We start from the raw sequence: 24,121 nt of genomic DNA, 5'->3' as shown, positions 1-24,121 counted from the left end.
CGCGCATGGCGGCACTTCAACCTGAACTTTTCAACGGGCAACAGCACGATGTCGAACGACGATCACGGGAATCACGACAGCCACTCGGCGAACGGCACACGCCGCAAATTGTTGAAACTCGCCGCAGGTGCCGCGACGACCGCCGCGCTGCGCGGCGCGACCGGGCTCGCAGGCGCTGCCGCGATGACGCTTCGAAGCGGCGCCGCACGCGCGGAAGATGGCAAGGTCCTGCGCATCGGCTTCCAGAAATACGGTAACTTCGTTGTCCTGAAGGCACGACGCACGCTGGAGAAGCGGCTCGCGCCGCTTGGCTTCACCGTGCTATGGCTCGAGTTTCCTGGCGGGCCGCAATTGCTTGAAGGGCTCGCTGCCGGCGCGGTGGACGTCGGCACCGTCGGCGAGACGCCACCCATTTTCGCGCAGGCGGGCGGCGTGGATTTCGTCTACATCGCCAGCGAGCCGCCCGCACCGCAGGGCGAGGCCATCGTCGTTCATCAGGATTCGCCGATCCGCACGCCCGCCGACCTGCGCGGCAAGCGCGTGGCGCTCAACAAAGGCTCGAACGTGCACTATCTGCTCGTCAAGGCGTTGCAGAAGGCGAACCTCAGGTACGAAGACATTCAGCCCGTTTATCTCGCTCCCGCCGACGCGCGCGCCGCGTTCACGAGCGGGAGCGTGGACGCCTGGGTGATCTGGGATCCGTACCTCGCGGCGATCGAACGCCAGGCGAACGCGCGCTCGATCGCGAATGGCGAAAATCTCGTGCGCAACACGCAGTTTTATATTGCGAATCGCAGCTTCGCAAACGTGCACGCCCCCATCGTTCATGCGGTCGTCGAGGAAGTCAGCGCCGTGGACGGGTGGGCGCGCGACAACATTCCGGCTGTCGCGGCCCAGTTGTCGCCGCTCGTCGGCCTCGACGCATCGACGCTCGAAGTCGCCCTCAAACGCACCGGCTACGGCGTGCAGCCCATCGATGCCGCTACGCTCGCCTACCAGCAGCAGATTGCCGATACGTTCTCCGATCTCAAACTGATACCAAAGAAACTCGTAGTCGCCGACGCGCGTTGGCAAGCGACCTGAGGCACGCCCTCCTCACTCTACGCAGCAACTCATCCATCCACCCCAACCCCGCCTCTCACGCCGATTGCGCTCCCGCAGCGCATCGGCCAATTCGGGCGCAACGCAGCCGCACTGCGCGCTTTCCGCCAATGCAGGGATCGGAACGCCCCACTCGTCGGCGCGCGTAAATCGCTTCTCGCTAGCGCAAGAACTTCAAAACCGCATTCATGGCACCGGTCCTCGCACTGGGTGCAAAGACTGCGTTGCATCCTCAACGATCTCAACGACGGGATCGAAGGCGCCATCGACGTTTTCGTGAAGGTCGGCGATCCTCTCGCCGGCTTGCGTTCGCATACGCGCCAGCATTTCGCTTCCGGATCGGCTCATGAGAGAATTGCGCGAGCGGCGCAAGGGAATTCGCGAAAAATGCAAATTGCATGGTGGATGATTTCAGGTATTGCTTACGCTTTCCTTTCCCTTTTGTCTGAGTATTTCGCCGTAAAATAGACGACTGAAAATCAAAACGCCCACATTCAACGAGACCAAAGCTTCAGCGAAAGAATGTGAATACCCGTTTTATGTAGTTTTGCACGCCCGTCACGCGTCGTTTGCTGCCGCAAATGAGCGAGCGGGCACCGTGCCGCGGCCCCAGAAAAATGACAACGTTCATGCAATTCGACCTGGGGTTTCGCCAGGTTTCAGCAGCCCCAGTCAGAATGCTTCGCTTGCGGTCATTTGAATACATCTGGACCGTCTCTCGCACTGTTCGATATTTTGAAACGTCATATTGGCAACATGGCTGGAATGCGCTTGCGGGCATCGCCAAAGCGGGCAATTGGGAGATTACGCAAGGCTTTGGATCGACTTTCCCTATCCAACCGGAGTCTCTGGTCGATTCTCACTGAACATCACGCACGGTCTATCTGGAGCCCACCTGGCAATGAGTTCTTCCCCCGTCGTTCCATTCACCCGAGACAAGACGGACCACGACGCGTTTATTGGTGAAGCGCCGGCGTTTCGCCAACTGGTCCGCATGATCGATCGTGTCGCTCCCACCGATCATGCCATGCTGGTCATCGGGCCGACCGGATCGGGCAAGGAACTGGTTGCGCGCCGCGTGCACACGCGCAGTCCGCGCCACGATCAGGCTTTCGTCGACGTCAATTGCGGCGCCATTCCGGAGCATCTCGTCGAAGCCGAGCTGTTCGGCCACGTGAAGGGCGCATTCACCGGGGCTGGCGAAAGCCGTCCGGGACTTTTCCAGCAGGTCGGCAAGGGCACGTTGTTGCTCGACGAAATCGGCGAACTGCCGCTCGCGCTTCAACCCAAGCTCTTGCGCGTACTCGAAACGCGCACGTTCCGTCCGGTGGGTTCCTCGTCGAGTCTGCGCTTCGAAGGGCGCGTGGTCGCCGCGACTCACCGGGACCTGCGCGAGCGGGCGCACCAGGGGCTGTTCCGCGAGGACCTCTTCTACCGGCTCGCCGTCTTGGTGCTGGCCGTACCCGGGCTCGACCAGCGCGTCGAGGACATCCCCGCGCTGGTCGCGCATTTCGCCTCGCAGCACGCGCGCCGCATCGAGTTCTCGCCCGGCGCCATCCGGCGCCTCAGCCGGCATACGTGGCCGGGGCATATCCGGCAGTTGCGCAACCTGATCAGCCAGTTGAGCGTGCTCTCGGAAGGCACCCTGATCGACGTGGACACGCTCGAGCCGTTTCTCGTCAACGAGACGGCCGGTTCCGTGTCGCGCGCGAATCTCGCGGACATGCTGCTGCAACTCGAAGGACGCGACAAACTCGCCGCCGCCGAAGACCTCCTGATCGACCGCGCGCTCGAGCGCAGCGCCGGCAACAAGAGCGCGGCCGCCGCATTGCTCGGCGTGGGCCGCAAGACGATCGAACGCCGCCTGAAATCTCGCGAGGAACACCATCGCGAAGCGCATAAATGCCTTGAAAACGCGAGTGCGCTGATCGAAGGCTCGCGCTTCGCCGAGGCGATTCCGCCGTTGCGCCGCTGCATCGACGTGCTCCAGACGAGCCGTGAGCAGGATACGGTGCGCCGCCTGCTGTTCGACGCCTACCGGCTGCTCGGCATGAGCCTGCGCAGCGTGCACGGCTGGCTGTACGCGGAGGCCACCGCCTGCTACGCGGCCGCGCTCGCCATCGGGGAAGGCGTCTGCCAGCCGGCCGAAATCGCGGCGATCCACTTCGGCATCTGGACGACCCAGTTGACGACGCTCCAGCTCAAACAGGCCCGCGCGACCGCTCAGGAAATGCTCCAGCGCGCCCAGAGCAGCGGCGAGAGGGTCTCGCTCGACGAAGCTCACTTCGCGATGACCAACACGCTTTTCTGGCTGGGAGACAGCGAGGAAGCGCTCGCCTGCCTCGCGCGCGGCAATCTGCTCGACGTGGCCCGCAATGACGTGCGCACCGGCACGCAGGGCATCGATCTCGCGAGCCTCGCCTTGACCTTCGAAGGACTCTGCGCCTATCAGATCGGCGCATTCGCGCAGGCCCGACGCGCGATGGAAATGCTGATCCTGCGCGCGTCGGAGCCGGGCGCGCACGCATTGGCGCATGCCGTCAACCTCCAGGGCGCCGCGTGGCTCGCCTGTCTGTTCGAAGACCGGGAGCGGCTCGGGCCGCTCGCGAGCGAACTCGAATCGGTGTCGATCACCAACGGCTTCGCGTTCTACCGGGGCGTCGGCCAGATCTTGCGCGGCGCTCACCTGAGCGCACTGGGCCAGGCGGACGAAGCCGAAGCCGTCATGCTCGACGGCTACGACAATCACATGCTCCGCAACGGCGGCGCGCTGTTCTACTCCTTCAAGACCTGGCAGCATGGCGAACTGCTGCTACGCGCTGGCCGCGCGCGGCAATGCGAGGCGATCCTCGCCGCCGCCGTCGACGAAACCCTCGCCCGCCAGGAACGTGTCTATCTCGGCGAGCTGCTCGTTACACGGGCGCGCGCACAGAGGGCGCTCGGCGACCTGACGGCCGCGGAGCAGGGGCTGCGCACCGCGCTCTCCACCTCGCTCGCTTTCGGTTCGGTACCCGCGCGCGTCGATGCCGCGCGTTATCTCGCCGAGCTGTTCCGCTCTACCGGCCGCCACGCCGAAGCGATCGACACGCTAGAACGCGCGCTGCGCGGACTCGCGCCCGATTCCACCACCCGCATTGCCGACGCAGTCGTATTGCTCGCCGAACTCCGGCGCGATGTTTCCCTCGACCCTCACAACAAAGGAATCGCAGATGGCCTATGAATTAAGTCGGGAAGATCTGGAACCCCTGCTGCTCGGGGCCGCGTTCTTCGGCAGCGGAGGCGGTGGGACGATCGAATCCGCGCGTCACCTCGCCAAACATTTCGTCGCGGGCGACTATTACCCCACTGACAAGGTCAAGGTCGTGTCGGTGGAGGAAGCCACCGAAGGCGCGGCAGTCATGGTCGCGTATCTCGGCGCGCCGGAAGCGATCAACAAGACGTCCTTTCCGGTGGGCCCGGTAGCCGCCGTGCAGAACGTGCAGACCCGGCTCGCATCGCAGGCCACGAAACTCGCCTACGTGATGCCGCCCGAAAGCGGCGCCCTCGGCTTCACGGTTGCGGCACTCGTGGCGGCAAAGCTTGGTCTCGCGGTGATCGACGCCGACGGCGCGGGCAGGGCCGTGCCGTCACTGCCGATGCTCACGTTCGCCGCGGCGGAAATCGACCCGCGCCCGGCCCTGCTCGTAAGCCAGGGCGGCCTGTGCGTCGAACTCGACGTCACGCCGCGCGAGGGGAACCACGGCGGTCCGTCGCATCAGCGCGACGTCTCCGCAGTCGTCGAGCAGATGATGCGCCCGATCGTGGCCGATCCCGAGTTCGGCCAGTTCGGCGGCCTCGCGATGTGGGTCATGACACCGGCCGACATCGATCGCGCCACCCCCGTGCGCGGGACACTCAAACGCGCACTGGAACTCGGCCGCGCCGTGCGCGCCGGGCGCATCCGCAGCGCTTCGCAGATGATCGGCTATCTCGCCGAGCACTGCGGCATCGCCGCGCGAGCGATCTCCGAGCCTGGCGAGCTGGTTTCGGCGGCGGGGAAAACGGGCGGCGGCTTCGATGGCGGCCAGGTCTGCATTCGCAGCGCGGCGCACACCTACACGGTGATCTACGAGAACGAATCGTTGATCGCGTGGGACAGCGCGCAAGCGCAACCGATCGTGCTGGCACCGGACAGCGTGGCTTACTTCGTCGACGGCGAAGGCCAGTCGATCTTCAGCAACGGCGATCTCGTTCTGGACAACGGGTCGTTGAATCCCGCGATCGGCAAGCGCCCCGTCACGCTGATCGCATGGCGCGCCGAGCCGGCACTGCGCCAACCCGGCCTGATACTCGACAGTTTCATGGAACTGCTCAACTCGCTCGGCTATCTCGGCCCCTATGTGCCGCTCGAAGTGCTCCAATCCATTCGTCATGGGGGTGCTGCGTGAATTCGCCGATTCGTATCTGTGTGCTCGTACCGGTCGCCACATCGCAGTACAACGAACGCATCATGAAAGCCGTCGCGCCGGTGGTGCCGGCGGACGTGCACGTCGAAATCCGCAACATCGCTTCGGGACATCCCGACATCGAGAACCGTACCAACTGGTTGCAGAACGGCATGCCCGTGGTCGAACTCGCGCAGGCCATCGAGAAGGACGGCTTCGACGGTATCTGGCTGACCGACTTCGACATGTGCGGCGTCGAGGCGGCGCGGGAGGTGATCGACATTCCCATCATCGGCGGCTTCCCGGCTTCGGCGTTCGCTGCGCTGATGCTGAGCCAGCGCTTCTCGATCGTCACGATCCTGCAAAGCACGGTCGCGATGCAGCGCGCCCATCCTCAAACCTACGGCATCGCGGACACGTTCACGTCGATCCGCGCCATCGACTGTCCCGTGGCGCAACTCGACAATGTCGACGTGGTAGTCATGCGCACGTTCGAGGCCGCCCTGAAAGCGATCAAGGAAGACGGCGCGCAGTCGATCCTGCTCGGCTGCACGGGCTTCGTGGATGTCGCCAGTCGGGTCTCGGCACTGCTCGGAGACGAACTGGGTGTGTACGTACCGGTGATCGATCCCAATCAGGCCGGTTTCAGCTTCCTGGTGTCGCTCGTGCGTATGCAGGTCCGCGCGAGCCGCCTGACCTACAGCAAGGTCAGCCTGCAGTCCTCGCCTCTCGCCTCGTAACCGGCATCCCCGCCGGCAAGGTCCGCCGCAGGCACTGCCGGCGGATCTCTTCCCCTTTCGCCGGCTCTCGACCTTTCGTTGCGGCCTGTCGCTGAAATGGCCGGAATCGACGCATCGGCGGCGTCCACATCGCCGATTGGACGTTTTCGTCCAAACCCTGTCCTTACCCCGGACGAAATCGTCCTTATGGCGCGCAGCAAGCGTCGCCGTGCCCGCGTCATACCGTCCGCGGCGGCTTGGCACGGTCGTTGCTAGACGATTGCGCACTGCGAGAACCTCCGATGCGGCCCGCGCTGCCGTGGCGGCTCGGCGGCCACGCGAGCGTCGTAAATCCGCGCATCGCACCGGCTTCGCATGATCAGTAATCCAAATTAATCAGAAGAATAAGCGATGACTTTTCCAGATTTCGAGAGGGCCGTGGTATTCGAGAGCCAGCAGTCGCCATGTGCCGACTGCTGGCGATCGATTTGCCTCGAAAACGAACCGGCACACATGCGTGACACCGAAAGGGTGAAGAGCCTCCGCGGCGCACACGCTAAAAAGGCGAGACCATGAGCGTCGATATTGAAAAGAACGCTGGCGCACGTGTGAAGTCCCCACATCACAAGGCGGAGCGCGGATCCAGGGGCCCGCACGCGAAGACATCGGCGCAGGGAGAAAGCCCCTATACGATCAAGAGCATCGACGGCGCGATCGCGCACCTCGAAGTCGCGATCACCGTCGATGACGACATGGCGGTATTCGGTCGGCGCTACTGGATCGACCGTGTGCAGCAGATTGCCTTGACGCCGGGCATCCTGCAGTCCCAGGTCCATCGCCTGAATCATTTGCTGGGCCAGCTGGCCGATGAAAGGCCTGGCACGTAGTGACCGGCCTCCTCGCGCAGCGCATTCGAATCGCACGCCGCGCTCGCGCAAGGCTTGCGATGCACACGGATACACGTACCTGTGCGCGCGATTCAGCCGTAGGCCCCCAATGGGTGCGGCACCGACGATGCGGCGCTGCACGCCATCGTTGGCGCAATCGGCGGGCACTGCACGGCGCCCGCTGCGTGCACACCCCCGCATCACAGCGCAAGCATTGTCTCTATACTGACCCGCGTGTCTTACCTGCCTCTTTTCGCGACGCGCAGGCCCCGGCACGTTCCACCCGCATTTCCCTCCCTGGACGCCGTGCAAACGGCCGCGCGCATGCGCCGGCGCGTCGGCGTCTGTCCGCTTCGTGATTCTGCAGTCCGGAACTGGAGATTTTGATGAGCACCTTCACCACCCGCGATGGCACGTCGATCTACTACAAGGATTGGGGCAGCGGCCGACCCGTCGTTTTCTCGCATGGCTGGCCGCTTAGCGCCGATGCCTGGGATGCCCAAATGCTCTTTCTCGCGCAGAAGGGCTTTCGCACGATCGCGCACGACCGCCGCGGCCACGGCCGCTCGGAACAGCCGGCGCGAGGCAACGACATGGACACCTGGGCCGATGACCTCGCCGAACTGCTCGACAAGCTCGACGTAACGGACGCCACGCTCGTCGGTCACTCCACGGGCGGCGGCGAAGTCGCGCGCTATATCGGCCGGCACGGCACGAAACGCGTCTCGGGCGCGGTGCTGATCGGCGCGGTCCCGCCCATCATGATCAAGAGCGAGAAGAACCCGGGCGGCTTGCCCAAGGACGTGTTCGACGGCATCCGCAAGGGCGTGATCGAAGACCGCTCGCAGTTCTTCAAGGATCTCGCCGTGCCGTTCTATGGCTTCAACCGCAGCGGCGCGAAGGTTTCGCAAGGCACCATCGATGCGTTCTGGTTGCAGGGCATGTGGGGCGGCATCCTCGCGCTTCATGACTGCGTGCACGAGTTCTCCGAGGTGGACTACACGGAAGACCTCAAGAAGATCGACGTGCCCACGCTCATCCTGCACGGCGACGACGACCAGATCGTGCCGATCGACGACGCGGGCAAGCTCTCCGCGAAGATCGTCAAGAACGCGACGCTCAAGATCTATCCGGGCGGCCCGCACGGCATGTGCACGACGATGGCCGACCAGGTCAACGCCGACCTGCTCGAGTTCCTGAACCGCAAGTAACGCGGCTGATTGCCTGCCGCCGGCGTGCCGCCCTCAGGCGAGCACGCCGGACCTGCTCACGCGCCGCGCGAACCGAAAGGCGCTCGTAATCGGGTATTCGCTGCCCGGCTTCCGCACCGGCACCCTGCCCCCCTGCCAATACCCCACTAATTGACCTGGGAAAGCCGCTCGCGCATGACCGCTGTCGGGACGAAATTCTTATATAAGACTCCCGGAATCATCCCGCTTTTCATAAGGGTGTTTACTAACTTGACAAATGATAGATGCATCAAATGGCAAAGCATCCTCGCTGCGGCAAAAATGCACAACACATCCCGCAAAGCCTTGTAAACCGGGCCTCCGAGGCGAAAACATTTTCAGCGCGCGGCCGCCCGATCAAGGCAAACGAGCGGATTGGCTCGTCAATTAACATCGCGCAACAGCTTTCCACGATATGAAATACCTGCATGGTTGGGCCCCGGGACGACTCAAAATCAGGCAAAATCCATGGTGTTTCGCCGACTGCGCGCAGCCGGTGGTGTCATCACCCCGTTTCAGAACCCGCCAAGAAGCCGATGAGTACCCAGCAACCCACCATCATCTATACCCTGACCGATGAAGCGCCGCTGCTTGCCACCAGCGCGTTTCTGCCGATCATCCGCACCTTCGCTGCGCCGGCCGGCGTGAACGTCGAGACCAGCGATATTTCCGTGGCGGGCCGCATCCTCGGCGAATTCCCCGAATTCCTGACCGAAGAACAACGCGTGCCGGACAATCTGGCCGAACTCGGCCGTCTCACGCAGTTGCCGGAAACGAACATCATCAAGCTGCCGAACATCAGCGCATCGGTGCCGCAGCTCGTCGCCGCGATCAAGGAACTCCAGGGCAAGGGCTACAAGGTCCCCGATTTCCCCGAAGATCCGAAGACCGACGAAGAAAAGGCCATCCAGAAGCGCTATTCGAAGTGCCTCGGTTCCGCAGTGAACCCGGTGCTGCGCGAAGGCAACTCGGACCGCCGCGCGCCGCTCGCGGTCAAGAACTACGCGAAGAAGCACCCGCACAGCATGGGCGAGTGGAGCATGGCTTCGCGCACCCACGTCGCGCATATGAAGCACGGCGACTTCTACCACGGTGAAAAGTCGATCACGCTCGACCGTGCGCGCGAAGTGCGCATGGAACTCGTGACGAAGAGCGGCGAAACCATCGTCCTCAAGCCGAAGGTTTCGCTGCAGGCCGGCGAGATCGTCGACAGCATGTTCATGAGCAAGAAGGCGCTGCTGGCCTTCTACGAAGAGCAGATGGAAGACGCGCGCAAGACCGGCATCATGCTCTCGCTGCACGTGAAGGCGACCATGATGAAGGTCTCGCACCCCATCGTGTTCGGCCACGCCGTGCGCGTGTTCTACAAGGACGCGTTCGCCAAGCACGCGAAGCTGTTCGAGGAACTCGGCGTGAACGTCAATAACGGCCTCGTCGATCTCTACACGAAGATCGAGAAGCTGCCGGAATCGCAGCGCGAAGAAGTCATCCGCGACATGCACGCCTGCCACGAGCACCGTCCGGCGCTCGCCATGGTCGACTCGGCCAAGGGCATCTCGAACCTGCACGCGCCGAACGACGTGATCGTCGACGCTTCGATGCCGGCCATGATCCGCGCAGGCGGCAAGATGTGGGGCGCCGACGGCCGTCCGGCCGACACGAAGTGCCTGATTCCGGAAAGCACGTTCGCGCGCATCTACCAGGAAATCATCAACTTCTGCAAGACCAACGGCGCATTCGATCCGCGCACGATGGGCACGGTGCCGAACGTCGGCCTGATGGCGCAGAAGGCCGAAGAGTACGGCTCGCACGACAAGACCTACGAGATCACGCAGGACGGCACGGCGCGCATCGTCGACAACGCCACGGGCGAAGTGCTCGAAGGGCTCACACAGCAAGTCGAGCAAGGCGACATCTGGCGCATGTGCCTCGTGAAGGACGAGCCGATCCGCGACTGGGTCAAGCTCGCCGTCACGCGCGCGCGCAACTCGGGCACGCCGGCCGTGTTCTGGCTCGACCCGTACCGTCCGCACGAAAACGAGCTGATCAAAAAGGTCGAAACCTACCTCAAGGATTACGACCTGACCGGCCTCGACATCCAGATCATGTCGCAGGTGCGCGCGATGCGTTACACGCTCGAGCGCGTGATCCGGGGCCTCGACACGATCTCGGTCACGGGCAACATCCTGCGCGATTACCTGACCGACCTGTTCCCGATCATGGAGCTGGGCACGAGCGCGAAGATGCTCTCGATCGTTCCGCTGATGGCCGGCGGCGGCATGTACGAAACGGGCGCGGGCGGTTCGGCGCCTAAGCACGTACAGCAGCTGGTTCAGGAAAACCACCTGCGCTGGGACTCGCTCGGCGAATTCCTCGCGCTGGCCGTCTCGCTCGAAGACCTCGGCATCAAGACGAACAACGCGAAGGCCAAGCTGCTCGCGAAGACGCTCGACGCCGCCACGGGCAAGCTGCTCGACAACGCCAAGGGTCCGTCGCCGAAGACCGGCGAGCTGGACAACCGCGGCAGCCAGTTCTACCTCGCGATGTACTGGGCAGAAGAACTGGCCGCGCAGAAGGACGACGCGGAACTCGCCGCTCACTTCGCGCCGCTCGCGAAGGCGCTGAGCGAAAACGAGAAGACGATCATCGCGGAACTGTCGGAAGTGCAGGGCAAGCCGGCCGATATCGGCGGCTACTACAAGCCCGACTTCGCGAAGCTCGGTGAAGTCATGCGCCCGAGCAAGACGTTCAACGCCGCGATCGAAGCCGCGGCGAAGTAATTGCCGGAACCTTCCCCCGTGCGTTGCGCGGGGGACGTGGCACCCAAATGAATCGAGCCTCCCATGGGAGGCTCGATTTTTTTTGACCTTCTTGCGCGAGGCGGCCCATGCGGACCGCCCCGTTTCAGGCTCAGTCGTCCAGCAGCGAAAGGTCGCGCACCGCGCCCTTATCCGCCGACATCACGAGCTTCGCATAGGCTTTGAGCGCCGCCGACACCTTGCGCGGACGAACCTTTGACGGCTTCCATCCCTTGGCGTTCTGCTCTTCGCGGCGGCGGGCGAGTTCCTCGTCCGGGACCAGCACGTTGATCGTGCGGTTCGGAATGTCGATGCGGATCTTGTCGCCGTCGCGCACGAGACCGATTGCGCCGCCCGCTGCCGCTTCCGGCGAGCAGTGGCCGATCGAAAGACCCGAGGTGCCACCCGAGAAGCGGCCGTCGGTCAGCAGCGCGCACGCCTTGCCGAGGCCCTTCGACTTGATGTAGCTGGTCGGGTAGAGCATTTCCTGCATGCCGGGGCCGCCGCGCGGGCCTTCGTAGCGTACGATCACCACGTCGCCGGCCTTGACCTTGTCGGCGAGGATGTTCTCCACCGCTTCGTCCTGCGACTCGGTCACGTGCGCGGTGCCCTCGAACACGAGAATGCTGTCGTCAACGCCCGCGGTCTTCACCACGCAGCCGTCGAGCGCGATGTTGCCCGTCAGCACGGCAAGGCCGCCTTCCTTCGAGAACGCGTGCTCGTACGAGCGGATGCAGCCTTCGGCGCGATCCGTGTCGAGGCTCGGCCAGCGCGTGTTCTGGCTGAACGCGACCTGGGTGGGAACGCCGGCGGGACCCGCCATGTAGAACGTCTTGACCGCTTCGTCCTGGGTGCGCGTGATGTCCCACTGCTCGAGCGCTTCCTTGAGCGACGGCGCGTGCACGGTGGGCACGTCGGTGTGCAGCTTGCCCGCGCGCTCCAGCTCGCCGAGGATCGCCATGATGCCGCCCGCGCGGTGCACGTCTTCGATGTGGTACTTGTTCGTGTTCGGCGCGACCTTGCACAGCTGCGGCACGACGCGCGAAAGGCGGTCGATGTCGCGCATGCTGAAGTCGATGCCCGCTTCCTGCGCGATGGCCAGCAGGTGCAGGATCGTGTTGGTCGAGCCGCCCATGGCGATATCGAGCGTCATGGCGTTCTCGAACGCCTTGAAGCCCACCGAGCGCGGCAGCACGCGCTCGTCTTCCTGTTCGTAGTACTGGCGCGCGAGTTCGACGATGCGGCGGCCGGCGCGCTTGAAAAGCTGCTCGCGGTCGGCGTGCGTGGCGACCACGGTGCCGTTGCCCGGCAGCGAGAGGCCCAGCGCTTCGGTCAGGCAGTTCATCGAGTTGGCCGTGAACATGCCCGAGCACGAACCGCAGGTCGGGCAGGCGGAGCGCTCGACTTCGGCGACTTCGGCGTCGGAATACTTGCTGTCGGCCGCGATCACCATGGCGTCGATCAGGTCGAGCTTCTTGACTTCGATGGCCTTCGTGACCGGGTTCGCGAGGCGCGTCTTGCCCGCTTCCATCGGGCCTCCCGAGACGAAGATCACCGGAATGTTCAGGCGCATGGCGGCCATCAGCATGCCCGGCGTGATCTTGTCGCAGTTCGAGATGCACACCATGGCGTCGGCGCAGTGCGCGTTGACCATGTACTCCACCGAATCGGCAATGATGTCGCGGCTCGGCAGCGAATACAGCATGCCGTCGTGACCCATGGCGATGCCGTCGTCAACGGCGATGGTGTTGAATTCCTTGGCCACGCCGCCCGCGGCTTCGATTTCGCGCGCCACGAGCTGACCGAGGTCTTTCAGGTGCACGTGGCCGGGGACGAACTGGGTGAACGAATTGACGACCGCGATGATCGGCTTGGCAAAATCTTCGTCTTTCATGCCGGTGGCGCGCCAAAGGGAGCGCGCACCTGCCATGTTGCGGCCGGCGGTGGAGGTTTTGGAACGGTATGCGGGCATTGTGGCTGTGGAAGAAAAGTCGCAGAAAGGAAGCGGGCCACGGGAATAAAGGCCCCACGCGCGCCCTCGCGAACAACCTCTTGAGCTGCGCTCCGGGCAAACCGTAATTATCCCACAGGCCCGGCTGGTGCGCCGGTGGGGCCCGTTCAGGCGGGTAGGCGCGGGTTAGCGAGGCGGCCTCATGCGCGCCTTTGCATGCGCTCACGGCCCCACATTTTTGGCGGCCCATGCCGAGTGAATTCTGGCGGCGTATCGTGCCCTTACGGCGTCTTCCAGACGCGCAAACGTAAGCACCTCGAGGGGGCAATATGAAGCATTGGGAACACGCGCGGCGGCGCGCGACGCTGGCGATCGCCGGCCTCGCACTCGGGCTCGCCGCGACGGGTGCGGGAGTGCACCTCTGGCTGCGGGCCCTGGCGGGCGGCGCGGGGACCGGGGATCAGTCGGCGGCGGTCGCCGCGATCCTGCTTGGCGTTTTTCTCGCGACCTGCGCAGGGCACGAACTCTGGCGCACGAGGATGCGGTAGCGTTCGCGACGTATCGGCACGTTGGCTCAGTGTTCGCGAACCTTGCCGATCGTGCATTCGTGCACCAATACTCTGCCTCAGACCCGGGAGACGGAGAGCCCCATGCCGATGCAGAAGATCAAACACGTCGTCGTCGTGATGTTCGAAAACCGTTCGTTCGATACGATGCTCGGGGGCCTCTACGGCAACGGTGCCAGCCCCGCGCACTTCATCCCGGCCGCCAGCGCGGAGCGCCCATTCGACGGCCTCAAGGCGGGTCTGTCCAACCCGACGACAGCGGGCGGCACCATCGCCGCGAGCATGCCCGCCTCCACCGCCACGCTGCCCGATCCCGATCCGCAAGAGACGTTCGCGAACGTGCGCATCCAGCTGCTCGGCAACGCGCCGGGCGCCACGCCGATGTCGGGCTTCGTGCAAGACTACGAAACGACTTCGACGACGGACGCGAGCCAGGTCATGCAGTGCCACAGCCCGGACCAGTTGAAGGTGCTATCCACGCTCGCGCGCGCATACGCCGTCTCGGACGCCTGGTTCGCGCCCGTGCCGAGCCAGACCTGGCCGAACCGCGCATTCGCCCATGCGGGCACCTCGAACGGCCATGTCGACAACGGATCTCCGCCCGACCCGTTCGACTGGCAGGTGCGCACCATCTTCAACGTGCTCGGCGACGTGGGCGCGAGCTGGGCCGTGTACAGCGCCGCACTCGTCGCGCCCTCGCTCACGCTCACGATGTTCCCGACGCTATGGGATGCGAAATACAGGCCGAATTTCCAGCGCTTCAGCGCCTTCATTTCCGCCTGCCAGAACAACACGCTGCCGCAGTATTCGTTCATCGAACCGCGCTTCCTGCTCGATCCCAACGACCAGCACCCGCCCCACGATGTCTACGCCGGTGAAAGCTTCCTCTACGAGATCTGGCATGCCTTGAGCACCTCGCCGGCGTGGCCCGAAACGCTGCTCGTCGTCACCTACGACGAGCACGGCGGCACCTACGACCACGTGCTGCCTCCCGCCAGCGCCGTGCCGCCCGACGCCGCGAGCGATCCCGGCGATCAGAACTTCGGCTTCGACAGCTTTGGCGTGCGCGTGCCCGCCGTCGTGGTTTCGCCGTATATCGCGCCCGGCACCGTGTTCCGCTCGCCCGCCGCCACGCCCTTCGATCACACGTCGATTCTCGCGACCCTGCGCGACTGGCTCGGCATCGCACCCGCCGAGATGCTCGCGAGCCAGCGCGTGGAGGCCGCACCCACGCTCGCCCCGTTGCTCACGCTCGACGCGCCGCGCACCGATCTGCCGGCCATCGCCGTGCCGCCCGCCTCGGGCTTCATCGCAACCGATCTCGCGCGCCCGCTCAACGATCTGCAAAAGAGTCTCGTGAGCGGCACGGCGCGCCGCGCCGGGCTCGACCCGACTGCCACGCTCGTCTCGACACCCACTCGCCAGCACGCGGTGGACTTCTTCCACAACCTGCTTTCGTCGCCGCAACCGTGACGCGTTCGGGGGCGGCCTCCTTACTCCGTGCCAAGGTGCTCGTGGGCGATGAGGCCGAGCAGCACATCGGAAAACGCATTCGCCGCCAGCGTGGTCGATGCCCGCCGCCGCGTGAGCAGCGCGACGGTGCGCTGCGGCAACGCGGGCGTCACGGGCAACGCGACGAGCCCGCGATGCTCGCGCAACAGCGCTAAAGGCAGCAGCGTGGCGAGCGCGCCGTCCTTCACGAGCTTGAGCACGGTACCCACCGAGTTGGACTCCAGCATCACACGCGGAATCAGCTGGTGGGCGCGGAAGTATGCGTCGGCGAAGCGGCGCACCACGAAGTCCGGGCTCAACAGCGCGAGCGGCATCGCCCCCAGCTGGTCCGCCGTGATCCCGGTGCGCCGGCGTGCGAGCGGATGGCGCGTGGCCACGAGCAGCGCCATCTGCTCGGCAAAGAGCGGACGCACTTCGATTTCGTCGGAACGCACGTCGGTGAAGCCAATGCCGAGGTCGAGCTCGTCGCGCTCGAGTCCGCTTTCGATGTCTTCCAGCGGCCGCTCGCTCACTTCGAGCGCGATGGCCGGATGCGCAGCGCGAAAACCACGCAGCGCCGGCGCGATCAGATATTCGGCGAAGGTGGGCGTATAGGCGAGTCGCAAGAGGCCGCGCGTGAGATCGTGCACCTCGTGCAGCGCGCGCTTGCCCGCGTCGAGATGCAGGAGCGCCTGGCGCGCGTGCTCGATGTACGCGCGCCCGAATTCGGTGAGGCTGATGGCGCGGCCGCTGCGGTCGAACAACGCGCCGCCGAGCTCGTTTTCCAGTTGCCGGATCTGCTGTGAGAGCGCCGGCTGCGAGACGTGCAGCACCTCGGCTGCCCGCGTGAAATTCTTCAACTCCGCCACGGTGAGCACGTAGCGTATCGAGCGAAGCATCAAGATAGCTGCCTCCCGAATGTCTCCGGAAATGATTCGAATGCGTTCATAAGGCGCGCTTATCGTTCCAATCCGAATATCGTCTTGGACGCCGGCGCGCGCCCTGCGGAAAATGAACTGCAATGACGGAGATGCCAGCGCCTGCGTTGCGCATAGCGCGGCGTCCCCGCTGGGCACCATTTTACCGGGGAGCAAGGGGATGTTCGAATCGATCTCGATGAGCGTGGTGGCCGTGTTCGCAGGCTCGTGCCTGACGTTCCTCGTGGCCATCCTGTTGCCCGAACCCGTTGCGGCGAAAAGTGGCCGGGGCGGTCTCCATGCCGGGCTCGGCAACGAAGATGAAGACGTTGCGTGCGTGGACCAGGCGCGCGCGCGACGCTCGCGCGCACTGAAGATGTGGCACGCGGGCGGCCGTGCGGCGCGGGGCTTGTCCGAAGCCGCGCCGCGCCCCTTCAATAGACGTCGCGCACGTAGCGTTTTTCCCGTCCGAGCGCACTGACGTATTCGTTCGCAGCGTCGGCGCTCATCCCGCCGTGCCCGGACACCACTTCCCTTAGCGCCGCATCGACGTCCTTCGCCATGCGGCTCGCATCGCCGCATACGTACACGTGCGCCCCTTCCTGCAGCCACGCCCATAGCTGCGCGCCCTGCTCGCGCATGCGGTCCTGCACGTAGACCTTGTCGCTTTGATCGCGCGAGAACGCGAGGTCGAGCCGGTCGAGGTGGCCATCCTTGTGCATCTGCTCCAGCTCGTCGCGGTAGTAGAAGTCAGTTGCCGCGTGCTGCTCGCCGAAGAAGAGCCAGTTCCGGCCCGTGTCGCCGCGTGCCTGGCGCTCGTGCAGGAAGGCGCGGAACGGCGCGACACCGGTGCCGGGGCCGACCATGATCATCGGCGTGTCGCCATTGCGCGGCGGCCGGAAATGCGTGCTCTTCTGCACGAACACGGGCACGCTGCCCTCTTGCGCGCGGTCGGCAAGGAAGGTCGAGGCCACGCCCTTGCGCTCGCGGCGGCCGTTGCTGTAGCGCACGGCCGAAACGGTCAGATGCACTTCGCCCGCATGCGCCTTCGGGCTCGACGAAATCGAATAGAGACGTGGCTGAAGGCGCTTGAGCATGCCGAGCAGTTCGGACGCGCTCATATCGACCGGATATTCGTGCAGTACGTCCGCGAGCTGCTGGCCCCAGAGCCAGTTGCGAAGATCGCCCTTGCGCGTCTCGTCGAGCATCTCGGCGAGGCCCCGGGAGCGCGCGCGCGAGGCGATGAAGGCGAGCGCATCGGCGTTGGGGCGCGCGATCTCGTAGTGCTTGCTGAGCGCCTCGCCGAGGCGCATCTCGCCGTGGCCGCTCACGGCGACCGGCGTGTCGGCGGCAAGTCGCGTGAGCCCGAGCAGCTCGTCCACCAGCGCGGGGCAGTTGGTGGGCCACACGCCCAGCGCGTCGCCCGCTTCGTAGTCGAGGCCCGCCTCGCCCGTCGCCAGCGAGAAGTAGCGCGTGTCCTTCGTCGCCCCTTGCATGTTCAGACGCACGTTTTTCAGCAGTTTCGAGGCGGCCGGGCGCGCCTTCGTCGCGGCGCACCCGGGCAGCACTTCCGGAATCGAGCCGTCGGCAGGCACCGCGTGGAGCGCCGCATCTTCTTCCTTGATGCGCACGACGATGCGGTCGAGCCATGCATCGGCCGTGCCTTGATATTCGCTGTCGCAATCCACACGTTCCATGAGACGCGTCGCGCCCAGCGCTTCGAGGCGCGCGTCGAGCTTGCGGCCATGGCCGCAGAACGCTTCGTAGTTGCGGTCGCCCAGCGAAAGCACCGAGAAGCGCAGCGCCGCCAGACGCGGCGCACTCTCCGCGGCGAGCGCGCTCCAGAACGCCGCGCCGTTGTCGGGCGCGTCGCCGTCGCCGAACGTGCTCGTCATCAGGAGTACGTACTGTGCCTTCGCGAGATTCGCAAGCGGGTAGTCCGCCATGCAGGCCGTGCGGATCTCGAAGCCCGACTCCATCAGTTGCATCGCGTAGCGCTCGACGAGCGATTCGACGTTGCCTGTTTGCGAAGCCCACAACAGCACGACCTTCGGGCGCGTATGGGCGATACGCACGCCGTGCGGCTTGTCTTCCGGCGCCGCGAGCGCGGCACTGCGCGCGATGGGCTCCGCGCGGCTGAAAAGACCGGCCAGCAGGCCGTCGAGCCATATGCGCGTCTGTGCGGGAAACGGCGCATGCGCGGGCAGCACGGGCACGCCTGCGGGCTCGGTCGTCCGCAGCGAGCGCAGGCCGCCGACGAAGCCCGCGAGGTACAGGCGTTGCGCCTCGTCCAGCTCCGGCGCGGCGACCTGGTCGAGACCGAGCAGCGTCGAAAAGGCATCGATACGGGACATGTCGTGTTCCTGGAACGGGTTGGCGGCTTGCTGCACGCTCGCTTCGAGCGCAGCCGGGGCATTGGCGGCATCGGGCATGCGCGTGGCCTCGCGCGGCGCGGATTGCGCACCGACGCGAGAGAGCGCGACCGCGCAGAACTTCAGTTCGGGCTGCCGGGAAACGGCGTCGATCGCATCGCTCGTGACGGCGTTCACGCACAGCTCATCGCCATACACGTCGTTCCAGTGCATCGGCGCGAAGCAGTTGCCGGGACGCACACGGTCGGTCACCACGGCGGGCAGCACCACGCGTCCTCGACGCGAGCGCACTTCCACACGGTCCTTCGCGGCGATGCCGAGCGCGGCGGCGTCCTCGGGATGAATCTCGACGAAGGGGCCCGGATTGAGCTTGTTGAGCATCGGCACCTTGCCGGTCTTCGTCATGGTGTGCCACTGGTGCTGCAACCGGCCCGTGTTGAACACGATGGGGAACGTGCCATCGGGGAGTTCGGCGGGCGCAACATGAGCACGCGCAAAGAACACGCCCTTGCCGCTCGGCGTAGCGAACGCGATGCGCGGGCGCGTGCCGTCGGCGTTCTCCGTGAGCGCCTGGCTCACGCCGTCGTTCACATAGCGCAGCGGATTGCGGTCGCTCGCCGCATCGGGCGCGATCGGCCATTGCAGCGGCGTTTCGCGCAGCTTCGCGTGGCTCGCGCCGCGCAGGTCGTAGCCCGTCTTCGGGTTCGCGAAACGCGTGATTTCGTCGAACACCTCGGCGGCGCTCGCGTAGCTGAATGCATCGGCGAACCCCATCTCGCAGGCCACGCGCGCGATGATTTTCCAGTCGGGTAGCGCCTCGCCGGGCGGGTCGACTGCCTGCTGCATGAGCGTCATGTTGCGCTCGGAGTTGATCATCACGCCTTCGGCTTCGGCCCAGAGCGCGCCCGGTAGCAGGACGTCGGCGTACTGATTCGTTTCGGTGTCCAGAAAAGCGTCCTGCGCGATGACCAGTTCGGCGGCCCTCAGGCCCGCCACAACCGTCTGCCGGTTCGCGACGCTCGCAACCGGATTCGTGCAGATGATCCAGCACGCCTTGATCTCGCCCGCGGCCATGCGCGAGAACATGTCGATGGTGCCGCCGCCCACTTTCGTGGGGAGCGTGCCGGGCGCCACGTTCCACGCCGTTTCCACGAACGCGCGGTCTTCCTGCGCCAGAACCGTGCGCTGGCCCGGCAGTCCCGGCCCCATGTAGCCCATCTCGCGCCCGCCCATCGCGTTGGGCTGCCCCGTGAGCGAGAACGGTCCGCTGCCCGGGCGGCAGATCTTGCCCGTCGCGAGGTGGAGGTTGCAGATCGCGTTCGTGCTCCACGTGCCGTGCGTGCTCTGGTTCAGGCCCATCGTCCAGCAGCTCATCCACTCGGGCGCTTCGCCAATCAACTGCGCGGCGCGGCGAATGTCGTCGGCGGCCAGACCTGTGATCGCTGCGACCCTTTCCGGCGTGTAGTCGTCGAGGAACGCGGGCATCGCGTCCCATCCTTCGGTGTACTGTTCAATGAAGGCCTGATCCGTATGGCCGTTCTTGTGCAGCAGATGAAGCAGACCATTGAGCAGCGCGAGATCGGTGCCCGGCGCGATCTGCAGGAAGAGCGACGCTTTCTCTGCGGTCGTGGTGCGGCGCGGGTCCACGACAATGAGCTTCGCGCCCGCCTTCACGCGGTCCATCATGCGCAGGAACAGGACCGGATGGCAGTCCGCCATGTTCGCGCCGATCACGAGGAACAGATCCGCGCGGTCGAAGTCCTGGTACGAGCCGGGCGGACCATCCGCGCCGAGCGAGAGCTTGTAGCCGCTGCCTGCGCTCGCCATGCACAGGCGCGAATTCGACTCGATGTTGTTGGTGCGCACGAAGCCCTTGGCGAGCTTGTTCACGAGGTATTGCGCCTCGACCGACATCTGCCCGGAAACGTAGAACGACAGCGCATCGGGGCCGTGCACGTCCAGCGTCGCGCGCAGGCGGCGCGCGGTTTCCGTGATCGCCTGATCGAGCGGAAGCGGCACCGGATCCTCGTCGCGCGCATGGCGCACGAAGGCGCGCTCGAGGCGCCCCGACTTGCGCAGCGCGACATGCGCCGACGAACCCTTGGTGCAGAGGCGACCGAAGTTGGCCGGATGCTCGGTGTCGCCAGAAACCTTGGCGACCTTGCCGTCCTCGACGTGCAGGATCATCCCGCAGCCTACGCCGCAGTACGGGCAAACGCTTTTTACGCTCTCGCTGCTCATGCGGTCGATCGATATCAGCTGGAAACAGAATCAGGATGCGCGGCGCTTGCTGCGCGCCGCGCGCTCGTCACTTCGGTTGGCCCATCAGCCGGAAAATCAGGCGGCAACCCACACCTGACCATTTTCCACACGTGTCGGGAATGCGTTGACCGAATGCTGCGGCGCTTCGATGCACTCGCCGGTGCTGAGATCGAAGTGATGCTTGTAGATTGGCGATGCCACCACCACGCGCTCCCCAAAGCTGCCCACGAGCCCGCGCGAGAGCACCGACGCATGCGAGTTGGGATCGTAGTTGCCGATGGCGTACACGCGCGCGCCGCCGTCGTGGACATGGAACACGGCGACCTGCTCGCCCTTCACGAGCGCGCAGACGCCGGTGTTCGGCACGATGTCGTCGAGCGTGCAGACGGGAATCCAGTTGCTCATGGTGTGTTCGTTGGACATTTCTCGCTCCTCGGTTTTGACAGAAGGGAATCAGACCGTTTCGACGACAACGGGAATCTCCGCCAGCGCTTCGTATCGTGCGGACTGCGAATTTTGCATGCGCTCTTCGGGCGTGGCCGGACGGATCTGGCCGCGCTCCTCGACGAACGCGACGTGCTGGTCGCCCGCGTCGCTGTTCACGAAGTGACGGAAGCGGCGGCGCGTTTGCGGGTCCGTCACGGCCTTCTTCCACTCGCATTCGTAGGTGTCCACGACGAGCTGCATTTCCGATTCGAGTTCGGCGGCAAGGCCCAGCTTGTCGTGCACGACCACGTCGATCAGATAGTCGAGGCCGCCTTCGAGGTTGTCGCGCCACACGCTCGTGCGCTGCAGGCGATCGGCCGTGCGCACATAGAACATGAGGAAACGATCGACGTAGCGCACGAGCGTTTCCCGGTCGAGGTCCGCCGCGAGCAGTTCCGCATGGCGCGGCTTCATCCCGCCGTTGCCACACACGTAGAGGTTCCAGCCCTTTTCCGTGGCGATGATGCCGACGTCCTTGCCTTGCGCCTCCGCGCATTCGCGCGTGCAGCCCGATACGCCGAACTTGATCTTGTGTGGCGCGCGCAGGCCCTTGTAGCGATTCTCCAGTTCGATCGCGAAGCCCACCGAATCGCCCACGCCGTAGCGGCACCACGTCGAGCCCACGCACGATTTCACCGTGCGCAAGGCCTTGCCGTATGCATGCCCCGATTCGAAGCCGGCGGCGATCAGATCCTCCCAGATGTAGGGCAGTTGCTCGACGCGCGCACCAAAGAGGTCCACACGCTGGCCACCCGTGATCTTCGTATAGAGTCCGAACTTTTTCGCCACTTGCCCCACGGCAATGAGGCCTTCGGGCGTCACTTCGCCGCCGGGCATGCGCGGCACGACCGAATAGGTGCCGTCGCGCTGAATGTTCGCGAGGTAGTAATCGTTCGAATCTTGCAAGCTCGCGTGCTCTTTCTTCAGCACGAATTCGTTCCAGCACGAAGCGAGAATACCGGCCACGGCGGGCTTGCAAATATCGCAGCCGAGGCCACGCCCATGCCTCGCGAGCAACTCGCCGAAGGTCTTGATGCCCTCCACGCGCACGATGTGATAAAGCTCCTGCCGCGAATGGCGGAAGTGCTCGCACAGATGGTTGTTGACGGCGAGACCCTGACGCTTCATCTCGGACTTCATGACCTGCGTGACGAGCGGCACGCAGCCGCCGCACGACGTACCGGCGTTGCACGCCCCCTTCACCGCGGCGATGGTCGTTGCGCCTTCGCGCACGGCGGCGCAGATTTCGGCCTTCGAAACGTTGTTGCACGAGCAGATCTGCGCGGCATCGGGGAGCGCCTCGACGCCGAGCGCAGGCTTGGCTTTCCCGTCGGCCTGCGGCAGGATCATGAATTCGGGCGACTCGGGCAGCTCGATGCCGTTGAGCATCATCTGCAGCAGCGTGCCGTATTCGCTCGCGTCGCCCACCATTACGGCGCCGAGCAGTTTCTTGCCGCAATCGGACACCACGATCTTCTTGTAGACCTGGCGGCGTTCGTCTGCATAACGAAACGAGCGGCTACCGGGCGTCTTGCCGTGCGCGTCGCCGATGCTCGCCACGTCCACGCCCATCAGCTTGAGTTTGGTACTCATGTCGGCGCCCGCGAAGCGCGCTGCCTCGCCCGCGAGTGCCTTCGCGGCGATGCGCGCCATGTCGTAACCAGGGGCGACGAGGCCGAAGATCTGGCCTTGCCAGAGCGCGCATTCGCCGATGGCGTAGATGTCCGCATCGCTCGTGCGGCACTGGTCGTCGATCACGATGCCGCCGCGCGCGCCGATCTCGAGGCCGCATGCGCGTGCGATTTCGTCGCGCGGGCGAATGCCGGCCGAGAACACGATCATGTCGGCGTCGAGGTGGGTGCCGTCGGCGAACTGCATGCGGTTCGCGGCCGTTTCGCCGTCGACGATCGCCGTCGTGTTCTTCTGCGTGTGCACGGTCACGCCGAGTTCTTCGATCTTTCCACGCAACATGCGGCCGCCGTCTTCGTCCACCTGCACCGCCATGAGGCGCGGCGCGAACTCCACGACGTGCGTGTCGAGGCCCAGATCGTGCAGCGCTTTTGCGCATTCGAGGCCGAGCAGGCCGCCGCCCACCACCACGCCAGACTTTGCGCTCGCGCCGCGCGCCTGCATGGCTTCGAGGTCGGCAATCGTTCGATATACGAAGCAATCGGTCCGGTCGTTGCCGGCGATGGGCGGGACGAACGGCGACGAGCCGGTAGCCAGCACGAGCTTGTCATAGGAGAGGGTCTCGCCGTTGGACGCCGTGACAGTGCGCGCCGCACGATCGATCGCCACGGCCTTCGCGTCCAGCACGAGGCGCACGTTCTCGCGATCGAAGAACCCCGGCGCCACGAGGGAGAGATCGTCCGCCGACTTGCCCGCGAAGAATTCGGAAAGATGTACGCGGTCGTACGCGGGTCGGGGCTCTTCGCAGAGTACGGTCACGCGTGCGTTGAGCGTGCCGTCCGCGAGCATGCTTTCGAGAAATTTGTGGCCCACCATGCCATGGCCGACGACGACGATCTCCATCGCGGCGGAGCTGTTCACTGCGTCCGTTGCTTGCACCATGCTGAGCACCCTGCCAAAAAAAAGGCGTCCCGCGATTCCAGCTTGCGCGAAGCCGGTTTCGGGGGACGCCGTTGTCCTGAATACGAAATTCTCCGTGCGCTGCACCGACTGCTTGCAGCCGAATCGCCGTTGATTCGCGGTGGCACTTGTTACGAGGCTGTACGCAAGCACTGTGCCAATTTGCGATCATCTCGCGCGACGCCCTGTTCGGCGGGCGCTCGCAGGGTTCATGCACCTCAGCCGTCGGCGTACTTGCCTGCGCATCGTGATGCAACCCGGCACAAGGTTGGTGCTGTGCAGCACAGTCGCTGTGCGCCGTGAGCGTGCCCGTCGCGGCGCTGTCTGTC

18 protein-coding genes are annotated in these 24,121 nt (G+C 65.0%); 13 read left to right on the top strand and 5 right to left on the bottom strand.

Annotation, left to right across the window (positions count from 1 at the left end; all coding sequences use genetic code 11):
• Positions 1-183 precede the first annotated feature (183 nt).
• The 10 genes from VSR34_RS28195 (at position 184) to VSR34_RS28150 (ending at position 11,140) form a co-directional block, all read left to right on the top strand.
• Positions 184-1,083 carry a sulfonate ABC transporter substrate-binding protein gene (locus tag VSR34_RS28195; RefSeq protein WP_244145297.1) on the top strand — a complete coding sequence of 300 codons (900 nt, stop codon included), beginning with the start codon at positions 184-186 and terminating at the stop codon, positions 1,081-1,083.
• Positions 1,084-1,311: 228 nt separating this feature from the next.
• Positions 1,312-1,569 carry a hypothetical protein gene (locus tag VSR34_RS28190; protein ID WP_028211205.1) on the top strand — a complete coding sequence of 86 codons (258 nt, stop codon included), beginning with the start codon at positions 1,312-1,314 and terminating at the stop codon, positions 1,567-1,569.
• Positions 1,570-1,730: 161 nt separating this feature from the next.
• Positions 1,731-1,967 (top strand): hypothetical protein, encoded by a 237-nt coding sequence (locus tag VSR34_RS28185; protein ID WP_155836820.1) that lies wholly within the window; start codon positions 1,731-1,733, stop codon positions 1,965-1,967.
• A gap of 35 nt (positions 1,968-2,002) precedes the next feature.
• A complete protein-coding gene (locus tag VSR34_RS28180; protein WP_342964134.1) occupies positions 2,003-4,321 on the top strand; it encodes a sigma 54-interacting transcriptional regulator in 2,319 nt (772 codons plus the stop codon).
• Positions 4,311-5,528 carry a DUF917 family protein gene (locus VSR34_RS28175; RefSeq protein WP_342964133.1) on the top strand — a complete coding sequence of 406 codons (1,218 nt, stop codon included), beginning with the start codon at positions 4,311-4,313 and terminating at the stop codon, positions 5,526-5,528. Before VSR34_RS28180 ends, VSR34_RS28175 begins: the two co-directional genes overlap by 11 nt.
• Positions 5,525-6,265 carry an aspartate/glutamate racemase family protein gene (locus VSR34_RS28170; RefSeq protein WP_028211203.1) on the top strand — a complete coding sequence of 247 codons (741 nt, stop codon included), beginning with the start codon at positions 5,525-5,527 and terminating at the stop codon, positions 6,263-6,265. The genes VSR34_RS28175 and VSR34_RS28170 overlap by 4 nt, the downstream gene beginning before the upstream one ends.
• 551 nt (positions 6,266-6,816) lie before the next feature.
• On the top strand, positions 6,817-7,131 hold the full coding sequence (locus VSR34_RS28165) for a hypothetical protein (RefSeq protein ID WP_028211202.1): 315 nt from the start codon (positions 6,817-6,819) through the stop codon (positions 7,129-7,131).
• A gap of 386 nt (positions 7,132-7,517) precedes the next feature.
• Entirely contained in the window at positions 7,518-8,342 is an 825-nt protein-coding gene (locus VSR34_RS28160) for an alpha/beta hydrolase (RefSeq protein ID WP_342964132.1), read from the top strand.
• 272 nt (positions 8,343-8,614) lie between these two features.
• Complete coding sequence (locus VSR34_RS28155) at positions 8,615-8,779, top strand: hypothetical protein (RefSeq protein WP_155836819.1); 165 nt, start codon at positions 8,615-8,617, stop codon at positions 8,777-8,779.
• A gap of 117 nt (positions 8,780-8,896) precedes the next feature.
• Entirely contained in the window at positions 8,897-11,140 is a 2,244-nt protein-coding gene (locus tag VSR34_RS28150) for an NADP-dependent isocitrate dehydrogenase (RefSeq protein ID WP_342964131.1), read from the top strand.
• Positions 11,141-11,270: 130 nt separating this feature from the next.
• Here VSR34_RS28150 and ilvD read toward each other — a convergent pair whose 3' ends face one another.
• Positions 11,271-13,130, bottom strand: coding sequence for a dihydroxy-acid dehydratase (ilvD, locus tag VSR34_RS28145; RefSeq protein WP_342964130.1), 1,860 nt, complete (start codon positions 13,128-13,130; stop codon positions 11,271-11,273).
• A gap of 308 nt (positions 13,131-13,438) precedes the next feature.
• Here ilvD and VSR34_RS28140 point away from each other — a divergent pair, with 308 nt between their 5' ends.
• Both VSR34_RS28140 and VSR34_RS28135 read left to right on the top strand, forming a co-directional pair.
• Positions 13,439-13,657 (top strand): hypothetical protein, encoded by a 219-nt coding sequence (locus VSR34_RS28140; protein WP_036018596.1) that lies wholly within the window; start codon positions 13,439-13,441, stop codon positions 13,655-13,657.
• Positions 13,658-13,759: 102 nt separating this feature from the next.
• On the top strand, positions 13,760-15,148 hold the full coding sequence (locus VSR34_RS28135; protein WP_342964129.1) for an alkaline phosphatase family protein: 1,389 nt from the start codon (positions 13,760-13,762) through the stop codon (positions 15,146-15,148).
• Positions 15,149-15,168: 20 nt separating this feature from the next.
• Here VSR34_RS28135 and cynR read toward each other — a convergent pair whose 3' ends face one another.
• Positions 15,169-16,065 (bottom strand): transcriptional regulator CynR, encoded by an 897-nt coding sequence (gene cynR, locus VSR34_RS28130; protein WP_342964128.1) that lies wholly within the window; start codon positions 16,063-16,065, stop codon positions 15,169-15,171.
• Between the two features lie 199 nt (positions 16,066-16,264).
• On the opposite strand from cynR, the gene VSR34_RS28125 reads away from it, so the two are divergent.
• Positions 16,265-16,564 carry a hypothetical protein gene (locus VSR34_RS28125; protein WP_028211196.1) on the top strand — a complete coding sequence of 100 codons (300 nt, stop codon included), beginning with the start codon at positions 16,265-16,267 and terminating at the stop codon, positions 16,562-16,564.
• On the opposite strand, the gene VSR34_RS28120 is transcribed toward VSR34_RS28125, so the two are convergent.
• The 3 genes from VSR34_RS28120 to nirB all read right to left on the bottom strand — a co-directional run bounded on the left by VSR34_RS28120 (position 16,518) and on the right by nirB (position 23,735).
• Positions 16,518-20,696 (bottom strand): bifunctional nitrate reductase/sulfite reductase flavoprotein subunit alpha, encoded by a 4,179-nt coding sequence (locus tag VSR34_RS28120; protein ID WP_342964127.1) that lies wholly within the window; start codon positions 20,694-20,696, stop codon positions 16,518-16,520. The two genes, VSR34_RS28125 and VSR34_RS28120, sit on opposite strands and share 47 nt — an antisense overlap.
• A 96-nt stretch (positions 20,697-20,792) precedes the next feature.
• Entirely contained in the window at positions 20,793-21,140 is a 348-nt protein-coding gene (gene nirD, locus VSR34_RS28115; RefSeq protein ID WP_028211194.1) for a nitrite reductase small subunit NirD, read from the bottom strand.
• Positions 21,141-21,170: 30 nt separating this feature from the next.
• Positions 21,171-23,735 (bottom strand): nitrite reductase large subunit NirB, encoded by a 2,565-nt coding sequence (gene nirB, locus VSR34_RS28110; protein WP_342964141.1) that lies wholly within the window; start codon positions 23,733-23,735, stop codon positions 21,171-21,173.
• Positions 23,736-24,121 lie beyond the last annotated feature (386 nt).

The organism is Paraburkholderia sp. JHI2823, from assembly GCF_038900695.1.
GTDB classification, from domain to species: domain Bacteria; phylum Pseudomonadota; class Gammaproteobacteria; order Burkholderiales; family Burkholderiaceae; genus Paraburkholderia; species Paraburkholderia mimosarum.
The sequence above is the reverse complement of the archived record's forward strand: the minus strand, read 5'-3'. Positions and strand labels throughout refer to the sequence as shown.

Coding starts and splice junctions, on each gene's coding strand:
- nirB (WP_342964141.1), bottom strand. CDS start 23,735: ATGGAGATCGTCGTCGTCGGCCATGGCATGGTGGGCCACAAATTTCTC.
- VSR34_RS28165 (WP_028211202.1), top strand. CDS start 6,817: ATGAGCGTCGATATTGAAAAGAACGCTGGCGCACGTGTGAAGTCCCCA.
- VSR34_RS28180 (WP_342964134.1), top strand. CDS start 2,003: ATGAGTTCTTCCCCCGTCGTTCCATTCACCCGAGACAAGACGGACCAC.
- VSR34_RS28175 (WP_342964133.1), top strand. CDS start 4,311: ATGGCCTATGAATTAAGTCGGGAAGATCTGGAACCCCTGCTGCTCGGG.
- VSR34_RS28195 (WP_244145297.1), top strand. CDS start 184: ATGACGCTTCGAAGCGGCGCCGCACGCGCGGAAGATGGCAAGGTCCTG.
- VSR34_RS28125 (WP_028211196.1), top strand. CDS start 16,265: ATGTTCGAATCGATCTCGATGAGCGTGGTGGCCGTGTTCGCAGGCTCG.
- nirD (WP_028211194.1), bottom strand. CDS start 21,140: ATGTCCAACGAACACACCATGAGCAACTGGATTCCCGTCTGCACGCTC.
- VSR34_RS28135 (WP_342964129.1), top strand. CDS start 13,760: ATGCCGATGCAGAAGATCAAACACGTCGTCGTCGTGATGTTCGAAAAC.
- VSR34_RS28155 (WP_155836819.1), top strand. CDS start 8,615: ATGGCAAAGCATCCTCGCTGCGGCAAAAATGCACAACACATCCCGCAA.
- VSR34_RS28185 (WP_155836820.1), top strand. CDS start 1,731: ATGCAATTCGACCTGGGGTTTCGCCAGGTTTCAGCAGCCCCAGTCAGA.
- VSR34_RS28120 (WP_342964127.1), bottom strand. CDS start 20,696: ATGAGCAGCGAGAGCGTAAAAAGCGTTTGCCCGTACTGCGGCGTAGGC.
- ilvD (WP_342964130.1), bottom strand. CDS start 13,130: ATGCCCGCATACCGTTCCAAAACCTCCACCGCCGGCCGCAACATGGCA.
- cynR (WP_342964128.1), bottom strand. CDS start 16,065: ATGCTTCGCTCGATACGCTACGTGCTCACCGTGGCGGAGTTGAAGAAT.
- VSR34_RS28140 (WP_036018596.1), top strand. CDS start 13,439: ATGAAGCATTGGGAACACGCGCGGCGGCGCGCGACGCTGGCGATCGCC.
- VSR34_RS28160 (WP_342964132.1), top strand. CDS start 7,518: ATGAGCACCTTCACCACCCGCGATGGCACGTCGATCTACTACAAGGAT.
- VSR34_RS28150 (WP_342964131.1), top strand. CDS start 8,897: ATGAGTACCCAGCAACCCACCATCATCTATACCCTGACCGATGAAGCG.